At 43.6% G+C, this 24,242-nt stretch carries 17 protein-coding genes; 14 read left to right on the top strand and 3 right to left on the bottom strand.

The features are described from left to right. Positions 1-62: 62 nt before the first annotated feature. From LKO26_RS06885 to LKO26_RS06865, 5 genes are all read left to right on the top strand, one after another. Positions 63-662 (top strand): ACP phosphodiesterase, encoded by a 600-nt coding sequence (locus LKO26_RS06885; RefSeq protein WP_227587122.1) that lies wholly within the window; start codon positions 63-65, stop codon positions 660-662. A 168-nt stretch (positions 663-830) separates the two neighbouring features. Beyond that, the gene (gene groES / locus LKO26_RS06880; RefSeq protein ID WP_227587121.1) at positions 831-1,109 is read left to right on the top strand and encodes a co-chaperone GroES; all 279 of its coding nucleotides are present in this window, start codon (positions 831-833) and stop codon (positions 1,107-1,109) included. Positions 1,110-1,222: 113 nt separating this feature from the next. Next, complete coding sequence (groL, locus tag LKO26_RS06875) at positions 1,223-2,848, top strand: chaperonin GroEL (protein WP_227587120.1); 1,626 nt, start codon at positions 1,223-1,225, stop codon at positions 2,846-2,848. 309 nt (positions 2,849-3,157) lie between these two features. Further along, positions 3,158-4,141: a T9SS type A sorting domain-containing protein gene (locus LKO26_RS06870; RefSeq protein WP_227587119.1), complete on the top strand. Its 984-nt coding sequence runs from the start codon at positions 3,158-3,160 to the stop codon at positions 4,139-4,141. A 118-nt stretch (positions 4,142-4,259) separates the two neighbouring features. Continuing rightward, positions 4,260-4,655 carry a hypothetical protein gene (locus LKO26_RS06865; RefSeq protein WP_227587118.1) on the top strand — a complete coding sequence of 132 codons (396 nt, stop codon included), beginning with the start codon at positions 4,260-4,262 and terminating at the stop codon, positions 4,653-4,655. Here the strand turns inward: LKO26_RS06865 and LKO26_RS06860 are convergent. The 3 genes from LKO26_RS06860 to truA form a co-directional block, all read right to left on the bottom strand. Continuing rightward, positions 4,652-4,867 carry a hypothetical protein gene (locus LKO26_RS06860; protein ID WP_227587117.1) on the bottom strand — a complete coding sequence of 72 codons (216 nt, stop codon included), beginning with the start codon at positions 4,865-4,867 and terminating at the stop codon, positions 4,652-4,654. The two genes, LKO26_RS06865 and LKO26_RS06860, sit on opposite strands and share 4 nt — an antisense overlap. A 15-nt stretch (positions 4,868-4,882) precedes the next feature. Further along, a complete protein-coding gene (locus LKO26_RS06855) occupies positions 4,883-6,628 on the bottom strand; it encodes an ABC transporter ATP-binding protein (protein ID WP_227587116.1) in 1,746 nt (581 codons plus the stop codon). 181 nt (positions 6,629-6,809) lie between these two features. Then, on the bottom strand, positions 6,810-7,559 hold the full coding sequence (truA, locus tag LKO26_RS06850) for a tRNA pseudouridine(38-40) synthase TruA (RefSeq protein WP_227587115.1): 750 nt from the start codon (positions 7,557-7,559) through the stop codon (positions 6,810-6,812). Positions 7,560-7,672: 113 nt separating this feature from the next. Here truA and lpxK point away from each other — a divergent pair, with 113 nt between their 5' ends. The 9 genes from lpxK to LKO26_RS06810 all read left to right on the top strand — a co-directional run bounded on the left by lpxK (position 7,673) and on the right by LKO26_RS06810 (position 24,074). Continuing rightward, positions 7,673-8,701: a tetraacyldisaccharide 4'-kinase gene (gene lpxK / locus LKO26_RS06845; RefSeq protein ID WP_227587114.1), complete on the top strand. Its 1,029-nt coding sequence runs from the start codon at positions 7,673-7,675 to the stop codon at positions 8,699-8,701. Positions 8,702-9,148: 447 nt separating this feature from the next. Then, entirely contained in the window at positions 9,149-11,500 is a 2,352-nt protein-coding gene (locus LKO26_RS06840) for a DUF11 domain-containing protein (protein ID WP_227587113.1), read from the top strand. Between the two features lie 18 nt (positions 11,501-11,518). Then, positions 11,519-12,049, top strand: a complete 531-nt coding sequence (locus LKO26_RS06835) for a hypothetical protein (RefSeq protein ID WP_227587112.1) — start codon at positions 11,519-11,521, stop codon at positions 12,047-12,049. 443 nt (positions 12,050-12,492) lie between these two features. Further along, on the top strand, positions 12,493-16,329 hold the full coding sequence (gene rpoB, locus LKO26_RS06830; protein ID WP_227587111.1) for a DNA-directed RNA polymerase subunit beta: 3,837 nt from the start codon (positions 12,493-12,495) through the stop codon (positions 16,327-16,329). Positions 16,330-16,450: 121 nt separating this feature from the next. Then, positions 16,451-20,716: a DNA-directed RNA polymerase subunit beta' gene (gene rpoC, locus LKO26_RS06825; RefSeq protein ID WP_227587110.1), complete on the top strand. Its 4,266-nt coding sequence runs from the start codon at positions 16,451-16,453 to the stop codon at positions 20,714-20,716. A gap of 103 nt (positions 20,717-20,819) precedes the next feature. After that, positions 20,820-21,125 (top strand): DUF3467 domain-containing protein, encoded by a 306-nt coding sequence (locus LKO26_RS06820; RefSeq protein ID WP_227587109.1) that lies wholly within the window; start codon positions 20,820-20,822, stop codon positions 21,123-21,125. A gap of 593 nt (positions 21,126-21,718) precedes the next feature. Beyond that, on the top strand, positions 21,719-21,850 hold the full coding sequence (locus tag LKO26_RS12720) for a hypothetical protein (protein ID WP_262907426.1): 132 nt from the start codon (positions 21,719-21,721) through the stop codon (positions 21,848-21,850). Positions 21,851-22,124: 274 nt separating this feature from the next. Next, positions 22,125-23,402, top strand: a complete 1,278-nt coding sequence (locus LKO26_RS06815) for an ectonucleotide pyrophosphatase/phosphodiesterase (protein ID WP_227587108.1) — start codon at positions 22,125-22,127, stop codon at positions 23,400-23,402. A gap of 84 nt (positions 23,403-23,486) precedes the next feature. Next, positions 23,487-24,074: a hypothetical protein gene (locus LKO26_RS06810; RefSeq protein ID WP_227587107.1), complete on the top strand. Its 588-nt coding sequence runs from the start codon at positions 23,487-23,489 to the stop codon at positions 24,072-24,074. Positions 24,075-24,242 lie beyond the last annotated feature (168 nt).

The raw sequence follows: 24,242 nt of genomic DNA, 5'->3' as shown, positions 1-24,242 counted from the left end.
GCAGAGGATTTTTTGTGGACCCGCACGGGGATACTTTTCAAAAAAATGTATTATATTCGTTTATGAACTATCTAGCGCATTCATATCTCAGTTTTTCAGACGAGCAGATTGCCGGTCAGTTTCTCCAGGATCATATCCGGAACAGCGACCGTTTTTCTTTCTCGAAAAAAATACAACAGGGCATTGCGCTCCACCGGGCCATAGATACCTTTACCGATTCCCATCCGGAAATCCATCAGGCCAAGAAAATTTTCAGTCCGTTGGTTCGCTTGTATGCCGGCGCTTTTGTAGATGTCGCTATGGATTACTTTCTGGCCAATTCCCTGCCGGATGAAGCACTGCACAGTCACAGCTTACACGTTTATAAAGTGTTGCGCCACCACCAGGATTTATTTCCACCGCATTTCGGAAATATGCTGAACCATATGGAACGGGATAACTGGCTCTATCATTATAAAGAAGAAAGCGGCATCCGTTTTTCCATGCAAAACGTATTGAATAAAGCCCGTTATCTGGACATAGACCTGCCGGTGTTCCAAATTTTTTCAGATTCAAAACCCAGGCTTAAAGAGCATTTTGATGCGTTTTTTCCTGACCTCACCGGGTATGTAAGCACCTTGAACGAAAGTTTCCAACATACAGATCGTCCATTTGAAATCTGAAGCTGCTTTCTGCAGTTGCTATTTTGCAGATGTCTGCCAAAATTTCACTTTGACCCAAATAAATCTGCCAATTTTTACCTGAAAAGGTCAAGATGAAATGATAAAAACACTTGGCACATTGTTGGAGAAAAAGAAGGCAAACAAACATTAACTAAAAATTAAAATAATATGTCAGTAAACTTCAAACCATTAGCAGACCGTGTTCTTATAGAACCTACCGCTGCCGAAACCACAACTGCTTCAGGAATTATCATTCCGGACACTGCCAAGGAGAAACCACAGGAAGGAACCGTAGTGGCCGTAGGAACCGGAAAAAAAGATGAGCCAATGACGGTAAAAGTTGGTGACAAGGTGTTGTATGGTAAATACTCCGGATCTGAACTGAAACTGGAAGGCAGAGATTTCTTAATTGTAAAAGAGGCCGACCTGCTGGGAATCATTGGTTAAGAGTCCTGCTGTACTTGTAAACCGTACAAAGTACCATCTCTTCTTTAAACTAATTTTAAACATTCAACCAAAGTACATTTTACATTGTACCACATACTAAAATACATTTTAACATGGCAAAAGAAATAAAATTCGATATTGAATCCAGAGACGCCCTGAAAAGAGGGGTAGACGCATTGGCCAACGCAGTGAAAGTAACACTGGGCCCGAAAGGAAGAAACGTAGTAATTGAAAAAGCGTTTGGTGCCCCACACGTAACCAAAGACGGTGTTTCTGTAGCGAAAGAAATTGAGCTGGAAGACAAAGTAGAAAATATGGGTGCTCAGATGGTGAAAGAAGTCGCTTCTAAAACCAATGATCTTGCCGGTGACGGTACCACTACAGCAACCGTTCTGGCACAAGCGATTGTGAGAGAAGGACTGAAAAACGTAGCGGCCGGTGCCAACCCGATGGATCTGAAAAGAGGAATTGACAAGGCAGTACAAACCGTAGTAGAGAATCTGAAGTCTCAGTCTCAGGAAGTAGGTGAAAATGCAGAAAAAATAAAGCAGGTAGCCTCTATTTCTGCCAATAATGACGATACCATAGGAACGCTGATTGCAGAAGCCTTCGGTAAAGTAGGTAAAGAAGGGGTAATCACTGTAGAAGAAGCCAAAGGAACCGATACTACTGTAGATGTGGTAGAAGGAATGCAGTTTGACAGAGGGTACCAGTCTCCTTATTTCGTGACTAATCCTGAGAAAATGATTGCCGAGCTGGAAAATCCATACATCCTTCTGGTAGAGAAAAAAATCTCTTCTATGAAAGAATTACTGCCGGTACTGGAGCCTGTGGCACAATCCGGAAGATCCCTGCTCATCATCTCTGAAGAGGTAGATGGCGAAGCACTGGCTACCCTGGTGGTAAACAAACTGAGAGGTTCCCTGAAAATTGCAGCGGTAAAAGCTCCGGGATTCGGCGACAGAAGAAAAGCCATGCTGGAAGACATTGCAATCCTGACCGGCGGACAGGTAATTTCTGAAGAAAGAGGATTCACCATGGAAAATGCAACCCTGGATTTGCTGGGTACTGCAGAAAAAGTGACCATAGACAAAGACAATACCACCATCGTAAACGGTGCCGGCGAAGAAAGCCTGATTAAAGGCCGTGTAAGCCAGATTAAAGCACAGATGGAATCTACAACCTCTGACTATGACAGAGAAAAACTTCAGGAAAGACTGGCAAAACTGGCCGGTGGTGTAGCTGTACTGTACGTAGGTGCCGCTTCTGAAGTAGAAATGAAAGAGAAAAAAGACCGGGTAGATGATGCGCTGCATGCTACAAGAGCTGCCGTGGAAGAAGGAATTGTTCCCGGAGGTGGTGTGGCACTGGTAAGAAGCATTTCTGCACTGAATGACCTGCCGGGAATCAACCAGGATGAACTGACCGGTATTAAAATCGTGAAAAGAGCCATAGAAGAACCACTAAGACAAATCGTGGCCAATGCCGGTGGTGAAGGTTCTGTAATTGTAGCCAAAGTAGCCGAAGGTAAAGACGACTATGGTTTCAATGCGAAGAACGAAGAATATGTAAACATGTTCGAAGCCGGAATTATAGACCCTACCAAAGTGGTTCGTGTAGCGCTGGAAAATGCAGCATCCGTATCCGGAATGCTTCTGACTACCGAGTGCGTGATCACGGAGGTGAAAAAAGATGAGCCTGCCATGCCTATGGGCGGCGGTATGCCGGGAATGATGTAATCTGCAAGCGATTACATTAATCATTAGTAAAATTCATAAAATCCGTTCAGAATTTCTGAGCGGATTTTTTGTGTCATGAATTTCATTTTTCTCCCAAAAACCACATCCTTCCTTCATAAAAATGAAATACACAACCGCTCTTCCTTAATAAACCACACCTCTGCTAAACCGTTGAAAACGAATACCACTGAGCGCTCAAAAAGCTCACTACGTGAGATATTACACTGCTTAAGCAACTGCGAAAAATAAAAATTTAGCCGTAAAAATTAAGAATTACAGAAAAAGTGTATCTTTACTCAAATCTAAAAAATGAAAGGAAAAATACTTTTTTTACTGGCAGCACCTCTGCTGTTTTCTGCACAGACTACCATTACGAAAGCATTTCATGATCCGGTAATCGGTGATGTGGTGAGCAATGTACAACTGGTAGGAACCGTAGACAATTCTGCCACCGGCAACGGCGTTACCTTCTCTAACCCCGCACTCACCGCAGGAGCGCCGGTTACGGCCAACTATGTGGCCCCTACTGCGGCAGAAGCTGCTGGATACGTTGGCAGTACCATTAAAATGGTTTCCGGAGCCAATGCCACCTTTTATAAACAAACGGCCAACAAACTGGAAATCACAGCCATTTCTACTCCGGATGCCACCATGAGTTTTAATGCCAATAACGCTACTTTTATATCCTATCCCGCTGCGTACGGATACAACGAGCAGGACCAGGCACAAGGTCTGATATCTGCCGGAACCAATACCGGATATCTGAGAGGGACGATTACCAATACGGCCGATGCGGCAGGCACTTTAGTCATAGGAACCCAAACCTTTAATAATGTGCTCAGAATAAAATCCATTCAGAACTTTACCATCTATCTGGATGCTTCTTTTATTATTTCCGTGGGATCTGTGACCAATACTTCGTATATGTATTTTGACAGCACGCACAAATTCCCGCTGCTCACCTCTACCAGTGGTAACATCAGCGTTCCATCACTGGGCATCAACCAGAATCTGAATGAATCTTCTGCTCTGGATGCCGTATTTCTGTCTGTAAAAGATGTCAGCGCCAAAGAACAATTTACGGTTTATCCGAATCCGGTACAGGATGTTTTATTTGTAAAAGGTGAACAGTTTGAAACAGCCCGTATTTATAGTACAGATGGTAAATTAATTAAATCTGCAGACCTCAGATCCGGCAAAGCAGATGTTTCCGAAATTCCTTCGGGAATGTATTTCATAGAACTGAAAGGAAAAGACCGCAACGCTGAAACTGCGAAATTCATCAAGAAATAATCCTCAGCTTTCACGTTTGATTTACTCCGCTGCAGGCCACGGAGTTTTCTTTGAAACAAAACAGACTCATTGTTTTTAACTTTTTCACCATAATGACATCTATGAACTTAAATACACCATGAACACCATTGCACTGAAAATGTTTTCCCTTTTATCATTGTTCTTCATATCCGGCCTCCTGCCGGCACAGAAGAAGAAATCCGGCATTCAGCAAACGTCACGGAAGGATACCATAACATACCGACCGCTGGTGATGGCCACATCTGAAAACCTGGAATCGCTCATCAAGGAAAAAAATGCCGTGCTGGTGCATTACGGATTTGCACCTCTTTACAATCCTGAATTTGAAAAGAAATATGGAGTACGCATTCACAACGCAGGCTGTATTATTTTACCCGCCAGCACAGAGCAGGCCCAGCGGAATAATCTTTTGGTTACGGGGTGGCTGAACCAAAATTTCGGGAACAGCTGGTCTGAAGAATTAGGGTTTACCCCAATGGGATCCAACCCTTAGGCATAGGCTTCGCGGAACTTCGCCAGTAAATCATCAAGCTGCTGGCGCTCTACATAGACGCTTTTCACCTCTTCATAGCGGGGAGATTTGTAAAAAACTTCGTGGAAGTCCATACTTCCGTTCCCTACTTTTACAATTTTCAAAACTTCAATGTTCAGTTTTTTCAATTCATCTTTGAATGCCTGAAACTCCTGATTGATATTGATTTCCATTATATTGATGATGATTTATTGATTTTCTTCGGTATCGTGCTTCAACTGGGCGTTATGAAGGGTGGCATAGTAGCCGTTCTTTACCAGAAGCTCTGCATGCTTCCCCTCTTCCACAATCATTCCCTGATCCATCACGATAATTTTGTCTGCCTTCTCTATGGTAGAAAGCCGGTGGGCGATGATGATGGATGTGCGGTTATGCGTAATCTTCTCGGTAGCCCGCTGTATCAGTTTTTCACTCTCATGATCTATGGAGGAGGTGGCCTCATCCAGAATCAGAATTTTGGGATCAGACAGATAAGCCCTCAGAAAGGATAAAAGTTGTCTCTGCCCCAGCGAAATAGAAGAACCCCGCTCGCTCACGGTATAGTTATATCCGCCGGGCAGTTGCTCTATGAATTCATCAACCTCTATTTCCTGCGCAATTTTCTTGATTTTCTCCAGCGTAACGGACTCATCACCAAACGCCAGGTTTTCAAATATCGTTCCGTGGAAAAGAAACACATCCTGCAGCACCACGCCTATGTGACTGCGCAGGTTATACAGTTCATAATCTTTCACCTCCACATCATCCAGCAAAATCTTTCCGGAGTCAATGTCGTACAAACGGGTAATGAGACTGATGATGGTAGATTTACCGGCACCGGTAGCCCCCACAATGGCTACGGTTTCGCCCGGATTCACCATAAAACTCACCCCCTTCAGTACTTCCTGTTTTTCATCATACGAAAAACGGACATTCCGGAATTCTATTTTCCCGTCAAAGTAATCTTTGGCCACTGTTCCGGTATTGGGTACTGCGAAATCTTCATCCATTACTCCCAGCACACGCTCGGCACCCACAATTCCCCTCTGAATATTGTTAAACCGGTCTGCGATCTGTCTCAGCGGACGCACCAGCATGGATATAAACTGAATAAAAGCAATGACTTTTCCGGCAGTAATCGTGACGTAACCTCCATAAAACAGGATCAGCCCGATGAATAAGGACGAAATAAGTTCCACCACAGGAAAAAACAATGAAAAGATGAAGACCGTGCGCAGCAGGGCAGCCTTCAGCGTGATGTTGATTTTATCAAACTTCTCAAACTCTGCTTTCTGCCGGTTAAACACCTGTATGATGGGCATGCCCGAGAGCCGTTCCTGCACAAAGGAATTCTGAGTAGCCGTCCAGGTTCGTTCTTCCCCAAAAGCCTTTCTGAGTCTTTTCTGAAAGAAGCGGGTAATGAGTACCATAAGCGGCAGAATAGCCATTGAAATGTAGCTGAGATTCACATCTACCTGAAACATCATCACCAGCACGAACACAATACGGAGTACATCTCCGAAAACCATCAGAAACCCGTCTGTATATACCGTGGCTATGGTTTCCACATCTCCTACTGCCCGGGTAACCAGTTGACCGATGGCCGTTTTATCAAAAAACGAAGTTCGGAAATAAATCAGTTTCTTGTACAAGCGCTCACGGATGTCACGAATCACGTTTTGCGAAATAAAACTGGAGAAATAGACCATCAGGAAATTCAGCACAGACTCTGCGAAAACCAGGGCTACCAGAATGTAGATATGCTTCATCATCAGCGCTTTATCCTTCAGCTGAATGATGTCTGTATCCACAATCTGCATGGTAAGGTACGGGCGGTACGTGGAAATCACAGAAAGTATAATGGAGATGATGAGGGTGAAAATGAACCACGAACGGAATTTCATTCCAATCTTGAAAAGTCGCTGAATAATCTGCCAGGTGGTTTGTTTCTTCATACAATATAAATACCGGCGGGTATTTTCTTTAAAGGTCTTGGCGCAGTGAAAACGCCATATAAATTCCGCACAAAAATAGTGAAATTAAATGGTTCTCCCACTTTGGATGCTCTTTTGGGATGATGAATGCAATGGAACCCCAACAGCAGGTCATCCGTTTAATTGCGGCGAAAAGGAGGCATCATTCGTCTGTGACCGCTTGAAAATCATACCCCACATCTACCAGAAAAAGTCCCTGAGGTGGTGCAGAAGTTCCGGCCGCGTTCCGGTTTTTATCACGGATGATTTTCCTCAGGTCCTCTTCATTGATTTTGCCCGTGCCGATATCTGTTAGGGTTCCCACCAGAGCGCGCACCATATTCCGGAGAAAGCGGTCTGCAGATACGGTAAACTTCAGCATGGTGCCTGTTTGCTCCCATTCTGCTATGTATATTTTGCAAAGGTTGGTTTTATTATCCGTGTGGAGTTTGGCAAAACTGGTAAAATCATGGGTTTCCATAAGGATTTTGCATGCACTGTTCATTTTGGCCACATCCGGACTTTTACCACGCCACTGCCAGGCAGAATCCCGGCTGAACGGATCTTTCTCTGTGGAAATATAATATTCATAGGTACGATACGTGGCATCAAACCGGGCATGAAAATCATCATGAACGCGGAACACCTCTTTCACGGCAACATCAGCAGGCAAAAAACTGTTGAGTCTGTAGGCCAGCTGTTCATTCAGCACCTGTTCGGTATCAAAATGGGCGAAAATTTTCCGGGCATGCACTCCGGTATCGGTACGGCCGGCACCGGTAATTTTGATTTCTTCTCTCAGAATGGTGCTCAGTGCGCGCTCCATCACTTCCTGCACCGAAATTTCCTTCGGCTGAATCTGAAATCCGAAATAATTCTTACCATGATAACAAAACTCAATACAGTACCTCAATTTCAATAATTTTTCACGACAAAAATAGGGATTTTGTGGCAGAAAATGATTGTTGAAAACTCGGATGGTTTCAGTGTTAATAAACTCTTAAAATTTATTAATTTTGCAACCGTATGAAAAGATGGTACCTCTACCCTTTTTCGTTGGGATATCATTTCGCAACGGGTATAAGAAACACATTGTATGATTTAGGATTAAAAAAATCCGAAAAATTCCGAACGCCGATTATAAATGTGGGCAATTTATCTGTGGGCGGCAGCGGCAAATCGCCTATGGTGATGTATCTGGCCGATTTGCTGTCCAGACATTTCAGAACCGGTGTGTTATCCCGGGGTTACGGCCGTGTTGTAAAGGGGTATGGCGTGGTCAATTATGACAGCAATTATAAAATGGTGGGCGATGAGGCCATGCAACTTTTCGAAAGATTTAAAAACCGTTTTGTTATCGGCGTTTCAGAAGAGCGCGTTCCGGGTGCCCGGAAACTTATAGAAGACATGGATCTGGACGTGCTTTTGCTGGATGATGCGTACCAGCACAGAGCCATCAAAGCCGGATTCAATATTCTGATGACCGATTACAATGATCCGTATTTCCGGGATTTCATTCTTCCTGCGGGTGATTTACGTGAAAGCCGCCGGGGAGCCGCGCGCGCGCAGGTGATCATGGTTTCCAAATGCCCCGATGAACTGACCGAGGAAAAAAAGCAGTATTATATTTCGCGGATCCGTCCGCAGCATTACCAGAAGGTGTTCTTCTCTTCCATAGTATATGATGAACATGTTTTTTCTGTAGACCATAAAATTCCGGATAATAATCTGGCCTATTACGACATTTTACTCATTACCGGCATTGCCAACCCGAAACCACTGACAGAACATCTTTCCAAGTTCTCGCAACGGGTGAAACATATGAAATTCAAGGACCATCATGACTTTTCTGATGCGGACATCAAAAACATCCTGAGCGAATACAAAAAACTGGGCGAATACCGGATGATCCTGACTACAGAAAAGGATTTCGTACGCCTGAAAAGCTTTGACTACCTACGCAAACTGGTCTATTACTGGCCCATTAACGTGGTCATTGATAAAAAAGCAGAGTTTAATCAGCTGGTGATACAGTACGTTCAGGGCAACAATTAACTTTTACTTTCCAGATTTTCCCGAAACCATATAAACTGGAATGCACTTTATCAAAAAAAAAGGATATCCAGCCGGAATGATTGATGAATTATATTAATATAATTTAATTTATCACTTCATTTTTTAAATTATTTTATGCGTATATTTGCTTCCTGAAAGGTAAAAAAAGCTGTTATTGATTATAAATTGTCAATCGCACCTGCTCTTAAAACTTTAAAAATTACATTGTTTTTTGCAATAATTAAAAAAGCGGATTAACTTATATTAATCTCGAAAACCAGACTATGGCACAGAAAACATTACTTGAAAATATAAAATTATTTTATACTATGTACCGATAAACAAAATATATATTTTGCACAAAAAACAATATATAGCTTTATATTCTTAAATCTTTTTTACTCAGAAATACATAATCATTAAACAACAATTACCAAACTTCAACAAATGAGATTAAAAACTACCCCCGTAGAAAAATCCGCTAAGTTATTCAAGGCATTAACAGTCTTGGTAACTCTGCTGTGCAGCCCTTCTTTATGGGCAGACGGCTCCCGGGACCTGTACCCCTCTACCGCCACCGGTGTTCGTGCACAGTTACAAGCTGCCAACACGGTGACTGCCAACTGGCCCTTTCCTAATTCTTCTGCCCATTATGTGTATGCCCAGGCAGGAGAACGGATTACACTGGCTTCCAGCGCACAGGGTTCAGGATCAGCAAGAATCAGACTCATAGGTCCATCCGGAACCGAACTGGTAAATAACACCTCCGGCGGTCTGATTGCAAACCGGGCGGCAGAATTAGCAGGACCACGACTATTCGGGCAAACGGGAGGCAATTTTTACACACCCATTTACTATCAGGTGCCAGCTAATGGCACAGGCATATACAAAGTGGAATTTACTGCCCGTACCACCAATACACCATCTAACAGCATCAGCGCAACAGAAAACTGGTCTCAGGGAAACAACGGTATTATTGCTTGGGATATATCCGTCATTAACAGCAGCAATAGTGGTTTTATACCGGGACGCGTATATACCAATGTCATGAATCTGAGTAATGGTTCCGGCGGCAGCGGTGGCGCCAATGGATTTCATGGAGTTTTCTATACGCTTACAAAAGACGGCTACACCTACCGGGTAAAAAACAATGGCAACAACGGACTTTATTTCACGTTTTTTGTCAACAATAATGGTTTTGTAAATCCCAGCACCAGGATTCCGTTATACAAGAGTTTAAATTATTCAAACGGAACCAACTTTACCAGCCGTGTACACAACCCGAACCTGGCCGATACTGCTACAGAGATCACCCATAAAATATTTTACACGCTGCCCGCATCAGATTTACCAGCTTCTGCTACCGGCGCAGCTCCAGGCCCTAACCAAAGCAATACTACATGGCTGAAAAATGCTGTGATTACCCCGCAAGTAGCCGGAGTTTCGGTAGTAGGTGTAGAAGGAACCGGCAGCCAGGTGGGTGCCAAAGGTGGTTACGTTAAATTCAACGCAGACACCCAGGGAAATTACCAGGTCATCATAGAAGGATCTGCACCCGGATCCGGCTTTGTGAGACGCGTACTTACCGGCTCTGCAGTTGCAGGCCTCAATCAGGTGTACTGGGACGGAAAAGATGGTAACGATGCGCTGCCACCGGCCAGCAACACCGCACTTCCCATTAAAGTCACTGTAATTCTGCAAGGTGCCGAAGTACACTTCCCTTTCATTGATATGGAATACAACCCGAACGGGATTATTATTGAATTACTAAATCACAACAATCTGGCATCAGCCCCTGTATCAGACATTGTGTACTGGGATGACTCCGATGTAAGCGGCACAGGTCCGACTCCGAAAAACAACAGCCATCTTCCGCCAACCAACAACCCGGGCAACACTTCATCCAATGTAAACGGACACCTGTGGTCAGGCGGCACATTTGGTAACGAGAAGGGCATCGATACCTGGACCTTCATCAAGGGACAGGAAACCACCATCAATACCGGCGTGCTGGTAAAAATAGCAGATCTAAAAATCGTTTCTATCGTTCCGGACAAAAATACTGCCTATACAGGAGATCATATTATCTATACCGTCAAAGTGAAAAACGACGGCCCCAGTGATGTGACCGGCGCAAAATTCAACTTTAATCTTCCGGCGGGAATGTCACCTCAGAACGCCCAGTTTGCGGCCAGCGCATGCGGAAGCAGCACCCCGCTGACCTACAATGCTGCCGGAAATACCTACACCTCAGACCTTACTCTGCCCAATGGCTGCGAAGTAACCATTACCATTACCGTAACCGTAAACAACACCGGCCCGCAAGGTCCGCAGGCACAGCAGGTGGAAGCTACAATTCTCCGCACCAATGACGTTACAGACCCCGATGCCACCAATCCGGACATCAACACGATGCCTACTGATGCACATTCAGAATGCGCCAACAACGGACTGGGCGGCACATGCAACAATATCCTGACGAACAGTGCACTGATTGCGACCAGAGCCTGCTACAGTGACCCGCTGATTACAGGAACCGGAGCACCGTCGCAACACGGAATCACGTTACTGCAGAGAGCAGGATCCGGCAATGACAACTGGCCCATGGTTCGCACCTCTGCGCATACCGTCTTGGAATCCAACACCAAAGGTCTTGTGATTACCCGTGTATCTACCGCAGGGCTTACCGCCATCACTGCTCCTCAGGAGGGAATGATGGTCTACGATACAACGGAAAAATGTCTGAAAATATACAGTGACGGAGTCTGGTCATGTTTCAACAATCCAGCTTGTCCATAATTCATAAACAGTAAAGTCATGAAAAAAATAATATCAGCAGGAATAATCCTGATTTCAACACAGGCATTCTCACAGGTAATCATCGGAGATGATACCGGTACTGCCATCAATAAAACCTCTGTACTGCTGGAATTTGCAGCAGGACAAAATAAAGGGCTCATTTTGCCTTACGTAAGAACGCTGCCGGCATCACCGGCAGAAGGAACCATCGTGCTGGATGCATCAGCGCCCACTGCCGCACGAGTAAAATACTATAACGGAACCTGGGTAGACCTCAGCGGACAAGACGCAAATGTAGGCGAAGAAATGGACGACCAGCCTACTACTGCCGAAATCACGGGAGCCAAAGCGGTTATAGGTGCCTCCACCTCTACCGCAGACGGTGTGCTGGTATTGGAATCCACTACAAAAGCCATGGTTCTTCCTACGGTAACAGATGTCAGTTTAATCCCGGATCCGTCTCCCGGGATGATGGTATATGTGAATAAAGCAGATGCTAAAAGACTGGCTGTATTTAACGGAAGCCAATGGTCATTCTGGGCTCCGTAATGATTTTCCCATGAACACACTTCAAGAGCGGCATTTTGCCGCTCTTTTTTATTTATCCAAAAGGAAATCAAACAGATAGCCACATTTATATTTTGCATTGTCAATAAAACTTTGTATCTTTGCCCCTCTTTTGGCGCTTATAATTGTTACTTTTTTGTAAAATATTGAATATGAACTCTTTTGGATTTTTCCGAAAGGGGCATTTTCATTGAGCAACCGTAACAGATTTTGTGTCTGAGAGAAATCAAAAAATATTTTGCATTACACCGTGAAAAGATATACCGGCGTTGCAGTTAGAAATCAGGACTAAGAAATTAGAAATGAAGCAAGACTCAATCTGATAGCGCCAAATATCACACGTCTTCCCTTCTTTCGCTCCTTTTTATCCGGTTTCTGATATTTTTTAAACAAAATATTTTTTAACCCAATTGTTTTATTACTTTATGAGTAAATCTAAAGCTACAAAAAGCTCTGCGGAAATTACCGCAAAGGAAAGAATCAACTTTTCTTCAGCCAAAGGGCGGATTTCAGCTCCGGATTTCCTGGATGTGCAGTTAGCCTCATTCACGGAATTCTTCCAGCTGGACACGCTTCCGGAAGCCAGAGTGAACGAAGGTCTTTACAAGACTTTCCAGGAAAACTTCCCGATTACAGATTCCAGAAATCAGTTCGTACTGGAGTTCCTGGATTATCTGGTAGACTCGCCACGGTATTCCATAGACGAGTGTGTAGAGAGAGGTCTAACCTACTCTGTACCATTAAAAGCCAGACTGAAACTGTATTGTACCGATGAGGAACATGAAGATTTCCAGACGGTTATTCAGGATGTTTATCTGGGGCCGGTGCCTTACATGACCCCATCCGGATCATTCATCATCAACGGTGCAGAACGTGTTATTGTGACACAGTTGCACAGATCTCCGGGGGTATTCTTCGGACAAACGTACCATGCCAACGGTACCAAACTGTATTATTCCAGAATTATCCCGTTCAAAGGATCATGGATGGAATTTACCACGGACATCAATAACGTGATGTATGCGTATATTGACCGTAAGAAAAAATTACCTTTAACTACCCTGCTCAGAGCAATTGGTTATGAGTCTGATAAGGATATTCTTCAGATTTTTGACCTTGCCGAAGAAGTAAAAGTTTCTAAAGCTGCGCTGAAAAAAGTAGAAGGAAGAACCCTGGCAGCGAGAGTGCTGAACACCTGGTTCGAGGACTTCGTAGACGAGGATACCGGCGAAGTGGTTTCCATTGAAAGAAATGAAATCATTCTGGACCGTGAAACCATTCTTGAAAAAGAACATATTGATATGATTCTGGATGCAGGTGTAAAATCTATCCTGATTCACAAAGAAAACTCTAATGAGTTCTCCATCATTCAGAATACCCTGCAAAAAGACCCTACCAACTCCGAAAAGGAAGCAGTAGAATACATCTACCGTCAGCTGCGTAATGCAGATCCGCCAGATGAGGAAACAGCAAGAGGAATTATAGAAAAGCTGTTCTTCTCTGAGCAGAGATACTCGCTTGGTGAAGTAGGCCGTTACAGACTGAACAAGAAACTGGGTCTTAACATTCCGGAATCTACCGAGGTACTGACCAAGGAAGACATCATTGCAATAGTAAGACACCTGATAGAACTGGTAAACTCTAAGGCAGAGGTAGATGATATAGATCACTTGTCTAACAGAAGAATTAAAACTGTGGGCGAGCAGCTTGCAGGACAATTCGGCGTGGGTCTTTCCAGAATAGCCAGAACCATCCGTGAGCGTATGAACGTTCGGGATAACGAAATCTTTACACCTATTGATCTGGTTAATGCCAAAACATTAACTTCAGTAATCAACTCATTCTTTGGGACCAACCAACTGTCTCAGTTTATGGACCAGACCAACCCGCTGTCTGAAATCACTCACAAGAGAAGACTTTCTGCACTGGGGCCTGGCGGACTTTCCAGAGAAAGAGCAGGTTTCGAGGTGCGTGACGTTCACCATACCCACTACGGAAGAATTTGTCCGATTGAAACACCGGAAGGTCCGAACATCGGTCTGATTTCCTCTCTGGGTATTTATGCGAAGATCAACAACTTAGGTTTTATAGAAACCCCATACCGTAAAGTAGAAAACGGAAAAGTAAATCTGAAATCAGAGCCTGTTTATCTGAATGCTGAAGATGAAGAAGATAAGGTAATTGCGCAGGCCAACGTGGATTTGAACGAGGATGGTGCATTTGAAACAGACAGAATCATTGCCCGTCTGGATGGTGATTATCCTGTAGTAGAACCGCATGAAGTACACCTGATAGATGTTGCTCCTAACCAGATTTCCGGTATATCTGCATCATTGATTCCATTCCTGGAGCATGATGATGCGAACCGTGCCCTGATGGGATCCAACATGATGCGTCAGGCTGTTCCGCTGCTGAAGCCGGAAGCACCTGTAGTAGGAACCGGACTGGAAAAGCAAGTAGCCAAAGACTCCAGAATTCTGATTAACGCAGAAGGACCTGGTGTGGTAGAATATGTAGATGCAGATAAAATTGTCATTAACTACGAAAGAAGTGAAGACGAGGATATTGTAAGCTTTGATTCATCCACAAAAACTTATAAACTGACCAAATTCAGAAAGACCAACCAGAGTACCACCATTACTTTGAGACCTAACGTACGTGTAGGAGACAAAGTAGAAAAAGGACAGGTACTGTGTGATGGTTATGCTACAGAAAACGGTGAACTGGCACTGGGCCGTAACCTTACCGTAGCCTTCATGCCGTGGAAAGGATATAACTTTGAGGATGCCATCGTAATCAATGAAAAAATTGTGCGCGAAGACTGGTTTACGTCTATCCATGTAGATGAATACTCACTGGAAGTGCGCGATACCAAACTGGGTATGGAAGAACTCACTGCTGATATTCCTAACGTTTCTGAAGAAGCTACAAAAGATCTGGATGAAAACGGTATGATCCGCATTGGTGCCGAGGTGAAGCCCGGCGACATTATGATCGGAAAAATTACCCCGAAAGGTGAATCTGACCCTACACCGGAAGAAAAACTTCTGCGTGCTATCTTCGGAGACAAAGCCGGAGATGTGAAAGATGCTTCCCTGAAGGCAGACTCCTCATTGCGCGGAGTAGTCATCAACAAAAAACTTTTCGCCAGAAATATTAAGGACAAGAAAAAACGTGCAGAAGAAAAGCTGAAGCTGGAAGAAATCGAAAATAACTATAAAGCGAAATTCGATGATCTGCGCAGTACACTGATTGAGAAACTAACGTCTCTGGTTAATGGTAAAACATCACAGGGTGTAAGAAACGATCTGGAAGAAGAAGTCATTGGTAAAGGGGTGAAATTCACTCAGAAACTGCTTACTTCTATTGAAGATTATGTAAACATCAGTGGTGCAGACTGGACTGTGGACGAAGAGAAAAACAACCTTATCAAGCAACTGATTCACAATTATAAGATTAAGTTCAATGATATTGCCGGAGTTAAAAACCGTGAGAAATTTGCCGTTTCCATAGGTGATGAACTTCCTGCAGGAATCATGAAACTGGCTAAAGTGTATATTGCGAAGAAACGTAAACTGAATGTAGGAGACAAGATGGCAGGTCGCCACGGTAACAAGGGTATCGTATCCAGAATCGTAAGAGAGGAAGATATGCCGTTCCTGGAAGACGGAACACCGGTAGACATTGTACTGAATCCGCTGGGGGTACCTTCCCGTATGAACATTGGACAGATTTACGAAACTGTACTGGGCTGGGCCGGTAAAAAACTGGGACTGAAGTTTGCTACGCCAATCTTTGACGGTGCATCGCTGGATGATATTACCAAATATACAGATGAAGCAGGACTTCCGCGTTACGGAAGCACCTATCTGTATGACGGTGGTACCGGTGAGCGCTTTACACAACCGGCTACAGTTGGTATTATATACATGCTGAAACTGGGGCACATGGTAGATGACAAGATGCACGCACGTTCCATAGGACCTTACTCACTGATTACACAGCAGCCACTAGGTGGTAAAGCACAATTTGGTGGTCAGCGTTTCGGAGAGATGGAGGTTTGGGCACTGGAAGCCTTCGGTGCATCCAATATCCTGAGAGAAATCCTTACTGTGAAGTCAGATGACGTCATTGGTAGAGCAAAAACTTATGAAGCCATAGCCAAAGGAGAAGCCATGCCGGAACCCGGCATTCCGGAATCCTTCAATGTATTGCTTCACGAGCTGCAGGGTCTTGGATTAGACGTAAGATTGGAAGAGTAGATAACAGATGTCAGACACCCGTTGTCAGACTTTGACACTCCAAAAATTTTAAAACCAGTTGAATTTGGAAGAAAAGATTTCGTCTGAAATCTGAAATCTAAAATCTAAAATCTAAAAAACAATGTCAAATAAAAATAAATCAAGCAGATTTAGCAAAATCACCATCGGTCTGGCTTCACCGGAATCCATTCTTCAGGAATCCAGAGGGGAGATTCTAAAGCCGGAAACCATCAACTACAGAACGCACAAGCCGGAAAGAGACGGGTTGTTCTGCGAGAAAATATTCGGTCCTGTAAAGGATTACGAATGTGCCTGTGGAAAATACAAAAGAATCCGCTATAAAGGAATCGTGTGTGACCGCTGTGGTGTGGAAGTGACCGAGAAAAAAGTGCGTAGAGAAAGAATAGGCCATATCAATCTGGTGGTTCCTATTGCTCACATCTGGTACTTCCGTTCTTTACCGAACAAAATAGGATACCTGCTGGGTATGCCGTCTAAAAAACTGGACATGATTATCTACTATGAAAGATATGTCGTGATTCAGCAAGGTATTGCCAAAAAAGCAGACGGTTCAGATTTTGATCACATGGAATTCCTTACAGAAGAGGAATACCTGGATATTCTGGAAACAATACCGCATGAAAATCAGTATCTGGATGATTCTGATCCAAATAAATTCATCGCCAAAATGGGTGCAGAAGCAGTAGAAGAACTGCTGAGAAGAATTAACCTGGACGAATTGTCTTTTGACCTGAGACATAAAGCGCACAACGAAGGTTCCAAGCAAAGAAGAACCGAAGCACTGAAACGTCTGAACGTGGTAGAAGCCCTGAGAGGTGCCAATACCCGGATGATTAACCGCCCGGAATGGATGATTATGAGAGTGCTTCCGGTAATACCACCGGAACTGAGACCTTTGGTACCACTGGACGGAGGACGTTTTGCCACATCGGATCTCAATGACCTTTACCGTAGAGTAATCATCAGAAACAACCGTCTGAAGAGACTCCTGGAAATCAAAGCTCCGGAAGTAATCCTCAGAAATGAGAAACGCATGCTTCAGGAATCTGTAGACTCATTGTTCGATAATACCAGAAAATCTTCTGCCGTAAAATCAGAATCCAACAGACCACTGAAATCCCTTTCTGACTCTCTGAAGGGTAAGCAGGGACGTTTCCGCCAGAACCTTTTGGGTAAAAGGGTAGATTACTCTGCACGTTCTGTAATTGTTGTAGGTCCGAACCTGCAGCTGCATGAATGTGGAATTCCTAAAGATATGGCCGCAGAACTGTACAAACCGTTTATCATCAGAAAACTGATTGAAAGAGGAATTGTAAAAACAGTAAAATCTGCGAAAAGAATCATTGACAGAAAAGAACCTGTGGTATATGATATCCTGGAAAATGTGATGAAAGGCCACCCGGTTCTGCTGAACAGGGCACCTACCCTGCACAGACTGGGAATCCAGGCGTTCCAGCCAAAAATGATTGAAGGGAAAGCCATACAGCTACACCCGCTGGTAACCACGGCCTTTAATGCCGACTTTGACGGTGACCAGATGGCCGTTCACCTCCCGCTGGGACCGGAAGCCATACTGGAAGCACAGCTGTTGATGCTGGGATCGCAGAACATTCTGAACCCTGCAAACGGTTCGCCTATTACGGTACCTTCTCAGGACATGGTTCTGGGTCTGTATTTCATGACCAAAGAAGCCCACTCTACAGAAGAACATAAAGTAAAAGGTGAAGGACTGGCATTCTACTCTCCGGAGGAAGTAGAGATTGCCTACGCAGAAGGACAAGTCTCCCTGAATGCGAAAGTAAGATGCCGTCTGCCCATCAAAGAAAACGGAGAAATCACCACCAAACTGATTGAGACTACTGTAGGTAGAATTTTATTCAACCAGATTGTACCAAAGGAATCCGGATTCATTAATGAACTACTGACCAAGAAATCTCTGAGAAACGTTATCGGAAGAATTCTGGCAGATACAGATTTCCCGACTACCGTTCAGTTCCTGGACAATATGAAGGACCTGGGTTACCAGAACGCCTTCAAGGGAGGACTTTCCTTCAGCCTGGGAGACATTGTAATTCCTGAAGAGAAGAAAACAATGATTGCCACTGCGGTAGAGAATGTAGATGAGATTAAGGCCAACTATAACATGGGTCTTATTACCGATACAGAGCGTTATAACCAGGTTATTGACGTGTGGACCAATACCAATGCCGGACTTACAGAAATGATTATGAGCAGAATGAAAACCGACCAGGGCGGATTCAATTCTGTGTACATGATGCTGGATTCCGGAGCGAGGGGTTCCAAGGAACAGATTCGTCAGTTATCCGGGATGAGAGGGCTGATGGCCAAACCGCAAAAAGCAGGTTCTACCGGTGCAGAGATTATTGAAAACCCGATTGTGGCCAACTTTAAAGAAGGTCTGTCCATTCTGGAATACTTTATCTCTACCCACGGTGCCCGTAAAGGTCTTGCAGATACCGCACTGAAAACTGCAGATGCAGGTTACCTGACCCGTAGACTGGTAGATGTGGCACAAGATGTTATCATTACTGAAGACGATTGTGGAACACTGCGTGGTACAGAAGTAACGGCACTGAAGAAAAATGATGAAATTGTAGAAAAACTCTCCGAAAGAATTTTGGGTAGAGTTTCCCTGCACGATGTTTATCATCCGGAAACAGATGAAATCATCATCCATGCAGATACCATCATTAACGAAGCATATGCCCGTGAGGTAGAAACTGCAGGAATTGAAGCCATAGAAGTACGTTCACCACTTACCTGTGAAACCAAAAAAGGAATCTGTGCCAAATGTTATGGCCGTAACCTCGCTACCGGTAAACCTATCCACATGGGTGAAGCTGTGGGGGTAATTGCCGCACAGTCTATTGGGGAACCTGGTACACAGCTTACCCTGAGAACCTTCCACCAGGGGGGTACTGCAGGAAACGTATCAGAAAACCCATTCATTGCAGCCAGAAGAGACGGTATCGTAGAAATGGACGAAATCCGTACCGTAACCTCTGAAAACGATGAAGGTAAAAAAGCAGAAATCTTGGTTTCCCGTTCCACAGAATTCCGTCTGGTAGCAGACAATGACACCAGAACACCTCTGATGGTGACCAACGTGCCTTATGGTTCCGAAATATTTGTAAAACCGGGAGATAAAGTGAAAAAAGGCGATATGATTGCCAAATGGGATCCGTATAATGCGGTAATCATTGCAGAAACTGCCGGTAAAGTAGAATATGAAGACATCATCCAGGGCGTTTCATTCCAGTTGGAAATCGACGAGCAAACAGGATTCGAAGAGAAAGTAATTGCAGAATCCCGTAACAAAAAAGCAGTACCTACGCTGAAGGTTGTAGACTCCAAAGGGGTAGAACAGAAAGCGTATAACCTGCCGGTGGGTGCCCACCTTATGGTCAATGACGGGGAGAAGATTAAAGCAGGTAAAGTCCTGATTAAGATTCCAAGAAAATCTGCAAAAGCAGGGGATATCACCGGAGGTCTTCCGCGTGTGACCGAACTTTTTGAAGCCAGAAATCCATCAAACCCGGCTGTGGTAACAGAGATTGACGGTGTAGTATCTTACGGTAAAATCAAGAGAGGTAACCGCGAACTTATTGTGGAAGCCAAAACCGGAGAGCGTAAAATCTACCTGGTCAAACTTTCCAACCAGATCCTGGTACAGGAAAATGACTTTGTGAGAGCAGGATCACCGCTATCTGACGGATCCGTAACTCCGGATGACATCCTGAACATTAAAGGCCCAACTGCCGTACAGGAATATCTGGTTAATGAAATTCAGGAAGTGTACCGACTTCAGGGGGTAAAAATTGACGATAAGCATTTCGAAATCATCGTTCGTCAGATGATGACTAAAGTAGAAATTGTGGACGGTGGTGATACCCAGTTCCTGGAAGGTGCGCTGGAGCACAAATTTGACTTCCTGGAAGAAAACAACCGCGTATTCGGACTGAAAGTAGTTACAGAAGCCGGAGATTCCAAGGAATTCAAACCAGGACAGATGATTACAGCCAGAGAACTCAGAGATGAAAACTCCAAACTGAAACGTGAAGACCTGCAGCTGGTAGAAGTACGTGAAGCCCTTCCTGCTACTGCTACGCCGGTTCTCCAGGGGATCACCAGAGCGGCTCTGCAAACCAAGTCATTCATGTCTGCGGCGTCCTTCCAGGAAACCACAAAAGTACTGAACGAAGCGGCTGTATCCGGTAAAGTAGATTACCTGACCGGTCTGAAAGAAAACGTAATTGTAGGTCACAGAATTCCTGCAGGAACCGGTCTGAAAGATTATCAGAACATTATTGTAGGTTCCAAAAAAGAATTCGAAGACATTAATTAATTATTAAATGGTTCAAAGTTCAAAGTTAAAGGATCAGCATTTTTAAAGACTTTTCCTTAACTTTGGACAGCGAACATACAACTTAAATAAAACAAAATCTAACATGGACAACAATCAAAACCAAGATCCAAACAACATTAACATTCAACTGAACGAAATGGTTGCTGCAGGGGTATACTGTAACCTTGCACTGGTAAACCACTCACCTTCTGAGTTCGTTCTGGACTTTATCCAGATGATGCCGGGGGTACAGCAGGCCAACGTAAGATCCAGAGTAATCCTGGCTCCTCTGCATGCCAAAAGAGTACTGCAGGCACTTCAGCAAAACATCCAGAACTACGAACAACAATTTGGAGAAATCAAAGAAGTTGAGCCTTTCGTAATCGGACAAAATAACGTACAGGCGTAAGCACAGGTTTGTAATACGTACAACAATCCCTGCCATGTGGCAGGGATTTGTTTTTATTTACTGAGCAAATTCTGTAGCTGCTCCATCATCTTGTCTTTATCTTTTAATCTCTCTTCATACAATTTTTCTATCTTTTCACTCTTCTCTTTATTTTCCTGATAGAGATTTTGAATATCCTGATATCCTACAGATGCATCGGTACATTATTCAAAAATATTTTGTGCAGAGTTGTTTTTAGTACATTTGAAAACCACACAAATCTCATGAGAAAAAATTCAATTTTTCCGCTGCTTGCGCTGTGGTAAATTTGAATAATCCCTGTTCAATAAACAAAACTACAATCCCAAAACCAATTACACTCACCAAGCAGTAATTTAGTGAGAAAGATATATGAAAAAGCTATACAAACATACCGCTTGTATGGTTTTTATATTACTTTAATGTTGGCAAATTTTGATTACCGATAATATACTTAGTTCCAAAACTTAAATACCAAATCTCTACCCCTACTCTTAACAATCATTCAATAAAAAACTAGCTATTACACAAAAACAATACTATTATTTGATTATATTTGAGCATAACTCAAAACCATGACTAAGAACACTCCCCACTCCTTTTCTGATGCTTTAAGCTTCGTGAATCCGGCGCTGCAGGCAGAATTTCAACAGTATGCCACCCCCGTACACATCAGAGCAAAAAAAGAAATTACCAGGGAAGGCTAAAGAAACAAATTCATTCCCTTTCTGGGTCGGTCAAGGTATATACCCTGAAAAACGGCCGGAAATTCATCTACTATTATATAACCAAATAAGAGATGCATCATGACATTACCATCTGTTTTTTCAGATTACGTGAGTAAAGTAAGGTGGTATCACTGTGAAACTCCGATTAAACAGTAGATCTGAAGCCACTTTACGGTGGCTTTTTTAATGAACTTCTACTGCGTGAATTTTTTATCCTAAAAGTTCCGCTTACATTTGTTGAAAATTATAACAGATGAAGAAGAGCATCGTTTTATTCTTATGTTGCGTTGCGCTGAGTGCATTCTCACAAAAACCGGTGACCGATACCGCGCAAGTGATTCAGCCCCACCGGAAAAATGCCCCTGAGACGCACGCCAAACCCTATGTGATTCTGATATCTGCCGATGGTTTCCGCCATGATTATGCGGAAAAATATGGTGCCAAAAATATTCTGAACATAGGCAGGAGCGGTGTTTCGGCAAAATCTATGATTCCCTCTTATCCGTCGGTTACCGGACCCAATCATTATTCACTGATCACCGGGATGTATCCTGCTCATCATGGATTTGTAGACAATTATTTCTTTGACCCGCGGCGCAATGAAATGTTTGCCATGAAAGACCTGAACCAAAATAAAAATAAAAAATGGCTGGGCGGCATCCCGCTGTGGAGTCTTGCCGAGCAACAGGGTGTTCTTTCGGCTTCACTGTTCTGGGTAGGTTCCAATACTGATGCCGGCGGTACCGGTCCCACCTATTATTACGATTATCATGAAGCATTTTCCACTGATAAAAAAATTGACATCGTGTTGGACTGGCTGCAGCTCCCCGAAGAAAAAAGGCCTCATTTCATCACCTTTTACTTCCCGGAGGTCGATCAGAACGGACACCGCTTTGGCGCAGAGGCCCCGGAGACCCGTGCGGCGGTAAAAATGATTGATGATGCCGTGGGAAAACTCATGCAGAAAGTCAATGCGCTCCAGTTGCCACAGGTGAACTTTATTTTCGTCTCAGACCACGGGATGATTGATGCCGATGTAGCGCACACACTGAAAGTCCCCGAACTGATTACCGATAAAAACCGCTTTGTATATATCAACTCTCAAACATTTCTCAGGGTAACTGTAAAAGATAAAAACCAGATAAAAAGCGTTTATCGCGAACTGAAAAAGCAGCAAACAAAGGAGTATAAAGTGCACCTGACCAAACGGTTTCCCCGAAAACTCAATTATGCCAGCCGGAATGACCGTTTCAATCGCATTGGCGATATCATTCTGGTACCGGATTCACCGAAAATTTTCCTGGAAGTCAACCGCACTTCTCCCGGCAAACATGGCTATGATCCTTACCGGGTTCCCGAAATGCAGGCTACATTTAAAGCATCCGGCCCGGCTTTCCAAGAGGGAAAAGTGATTGCTCCGTTCAGAAATGTAAACCTCTACCCCATTGTGGCCGAAATTTTAGGCTTAACCATGACCCATCCCATAGATGGCAAATCTGCCACAGCAAGAAGGGTTTTGAAAAGAAAATAGAAAGGGTAGAAAGTCCTTTCTACTTTCTAACAAAGCATCCTTTTACAACCAAAACGACAGATAAATTCTAAAATTTGAATACTGTTGATTATAGATACGCATGCAAATAAGCAAATGACCAAACAACAACTGAAAATTTTAATCGGAATAAATTTACTGACCATATTGTTGGTGATTTCACCCTTTTTACCAGGGCCGGGTTTTCTCAGCAAACTCACAAATACAATATTCAGTTTAGCACAAATCAGCAGCGTTTTCGGGCTTCTGCTGATGCCTGTGGGATTATTACGAACAATCAAACAAAGGAGTCAACAAGACAAGAAACTACTCCCCCTGCTGCTTTGGACTGTTCCGCTGTGTATAATTATCTTTTCCATATGGGGTGCAGGGTTTGCGAGAGAGATAAGCAGACAAATTGCAATGCACAATGCACAAAATTTAATTACCGCTATAGAAACATTCAGGACTGCGAATGATCATTATCCGGAAAATATTTCTCAATTACAGCCATCATACATTAAAAATATTCCGCAACCTTGGATCATGGGGATTTCAGGCTATACTTATGAAAAGAAAGATGACCATTTCAATTTGTCATTTACTCAAAATGTGTTACTAAATTTTAATTTTGAAGTTATGATATATGATCCTATGGGAAATCACACAGCATAGAAGAAGAACTACAAACTTTATATAGGACAGGCCTAGACAACTGGAAATACTATATTTATGACTGAAATAGATGAATTTCAGCAGCGGACCACTAAGTTTAGCTTCATTCGGCCGGAGAAAATTTAATAAAAAACGAACTTTAAGGCATTAAATAAACCGCGACTTGCA

It is taken from the genome of Chryseobacterium sp. MFBS3-17 (genome assembly GCF_020687745.1).
In the GTDB taxonomy this organism is placed as follows: Bacteria; Bacteroidota; Bacteroidia; order Flavobacteriales; family Weeksellaceae; genus Marnyiella.
This window is presented reverse-complemented; position numbering and strand designations above follow the sequence as displayed.

Coding starts and splice junctions, on each gene's coding strand:
- LKO26_RS06885 (WP_227587122.1), top strand. CDS start 63: ATGAACTATCTAGCGCATTCATATCTCAGTTTTTCAGACGAGCAGATT.
- groES (WP_227587121.1), top strand. CDS start 831: ATGTCAGTAAACTTCAAACCATTAGCAGACCGTGTTCTTATAGAACCT.
- groL (WP_227587120.1), top strand. CDS start 1,223: ATGGCAAAAGAAATAAAATTCGATATTGAATCCAGAGACGCCCTGAAA.
- LKO26_RS06870 (WP_227587119.1), top strand. CDS start 3,158: ATGAAAGGAAAAATACTTTTTTTACTGGCAGCACCTCTGCTGTTTTCT.
- LKO26_RS06865 (WP_227587118.1), top strand. CDS start 4,260: ATGAACACCATTGCACTGAAAATGTTTTCCCTTTTATCATTGTTCTTC.
- LKO26_RS06860 (WP_227587117.1), bottom strand. CDS start 4,867: ATGGAAATCAATATCAATCAGGAGTTTCAGGCATTCAAAGATGAATTG.
- LKO26_RS06855 (WP_227587116.1), bottom strand. CDS start 6,628: ATGAAGAAACAAACCACCTGGCAGATTATTCAGCGACTTTTCAAGATT.
- lpxK (WP_227587114.1), top strand. CDS start 7,673: ATGAAAAGATGGTACCTCTACCCTTTTTCGTTGGGATATCATTTCGCA.
- LKO26_RS06840 (WP_227587113.1), top strand. CDS start 9,149: ATGAGATTAAAAACTACCCCCGTAGAAAAATCCGCTAAGTTATTCAAG.
- LKO26_RS06835 (WP_227587112.1), top strand. CDS start 11,519: ATGAAAAAAATAATATCAGCAGGAATAATCCTGATTTCAACACAGGCA.
- rpoB (WP_227587111.1), top strand. CDS start 12,493: ATGAGTAAATCTAAAGCTACAAAAAGCTCTGCGGAAATTACCGCAAAG.
- rpoC (WP_227587110.1), top strand. CDS start 16,451: ATGTCAAATAAAAATAAATCAAGCAGATTTAGCAAAATCACCATCGGT.
- LKO26_RS06820 (WP_227587109.1), top strand. CDS start 20,820: ATGGACAACAATCAAAACCAAGATCCAAACAACATTAACATTCAACTG.
- LKO26_RS12720 (WP_262907426.1), top strand. CDS start 21,719: ATGACTAAGAACACTCCCCACTCCTTTTCTGATGCTTTAAGCTTCGTG.
- LKO26_RS06815 (WP_227587108.1), top strand. CDS start 22,125: ATGAAGAAGAGCATCGTTTTATTCTTATGTTGCGTTGCGCTGAGTGCA.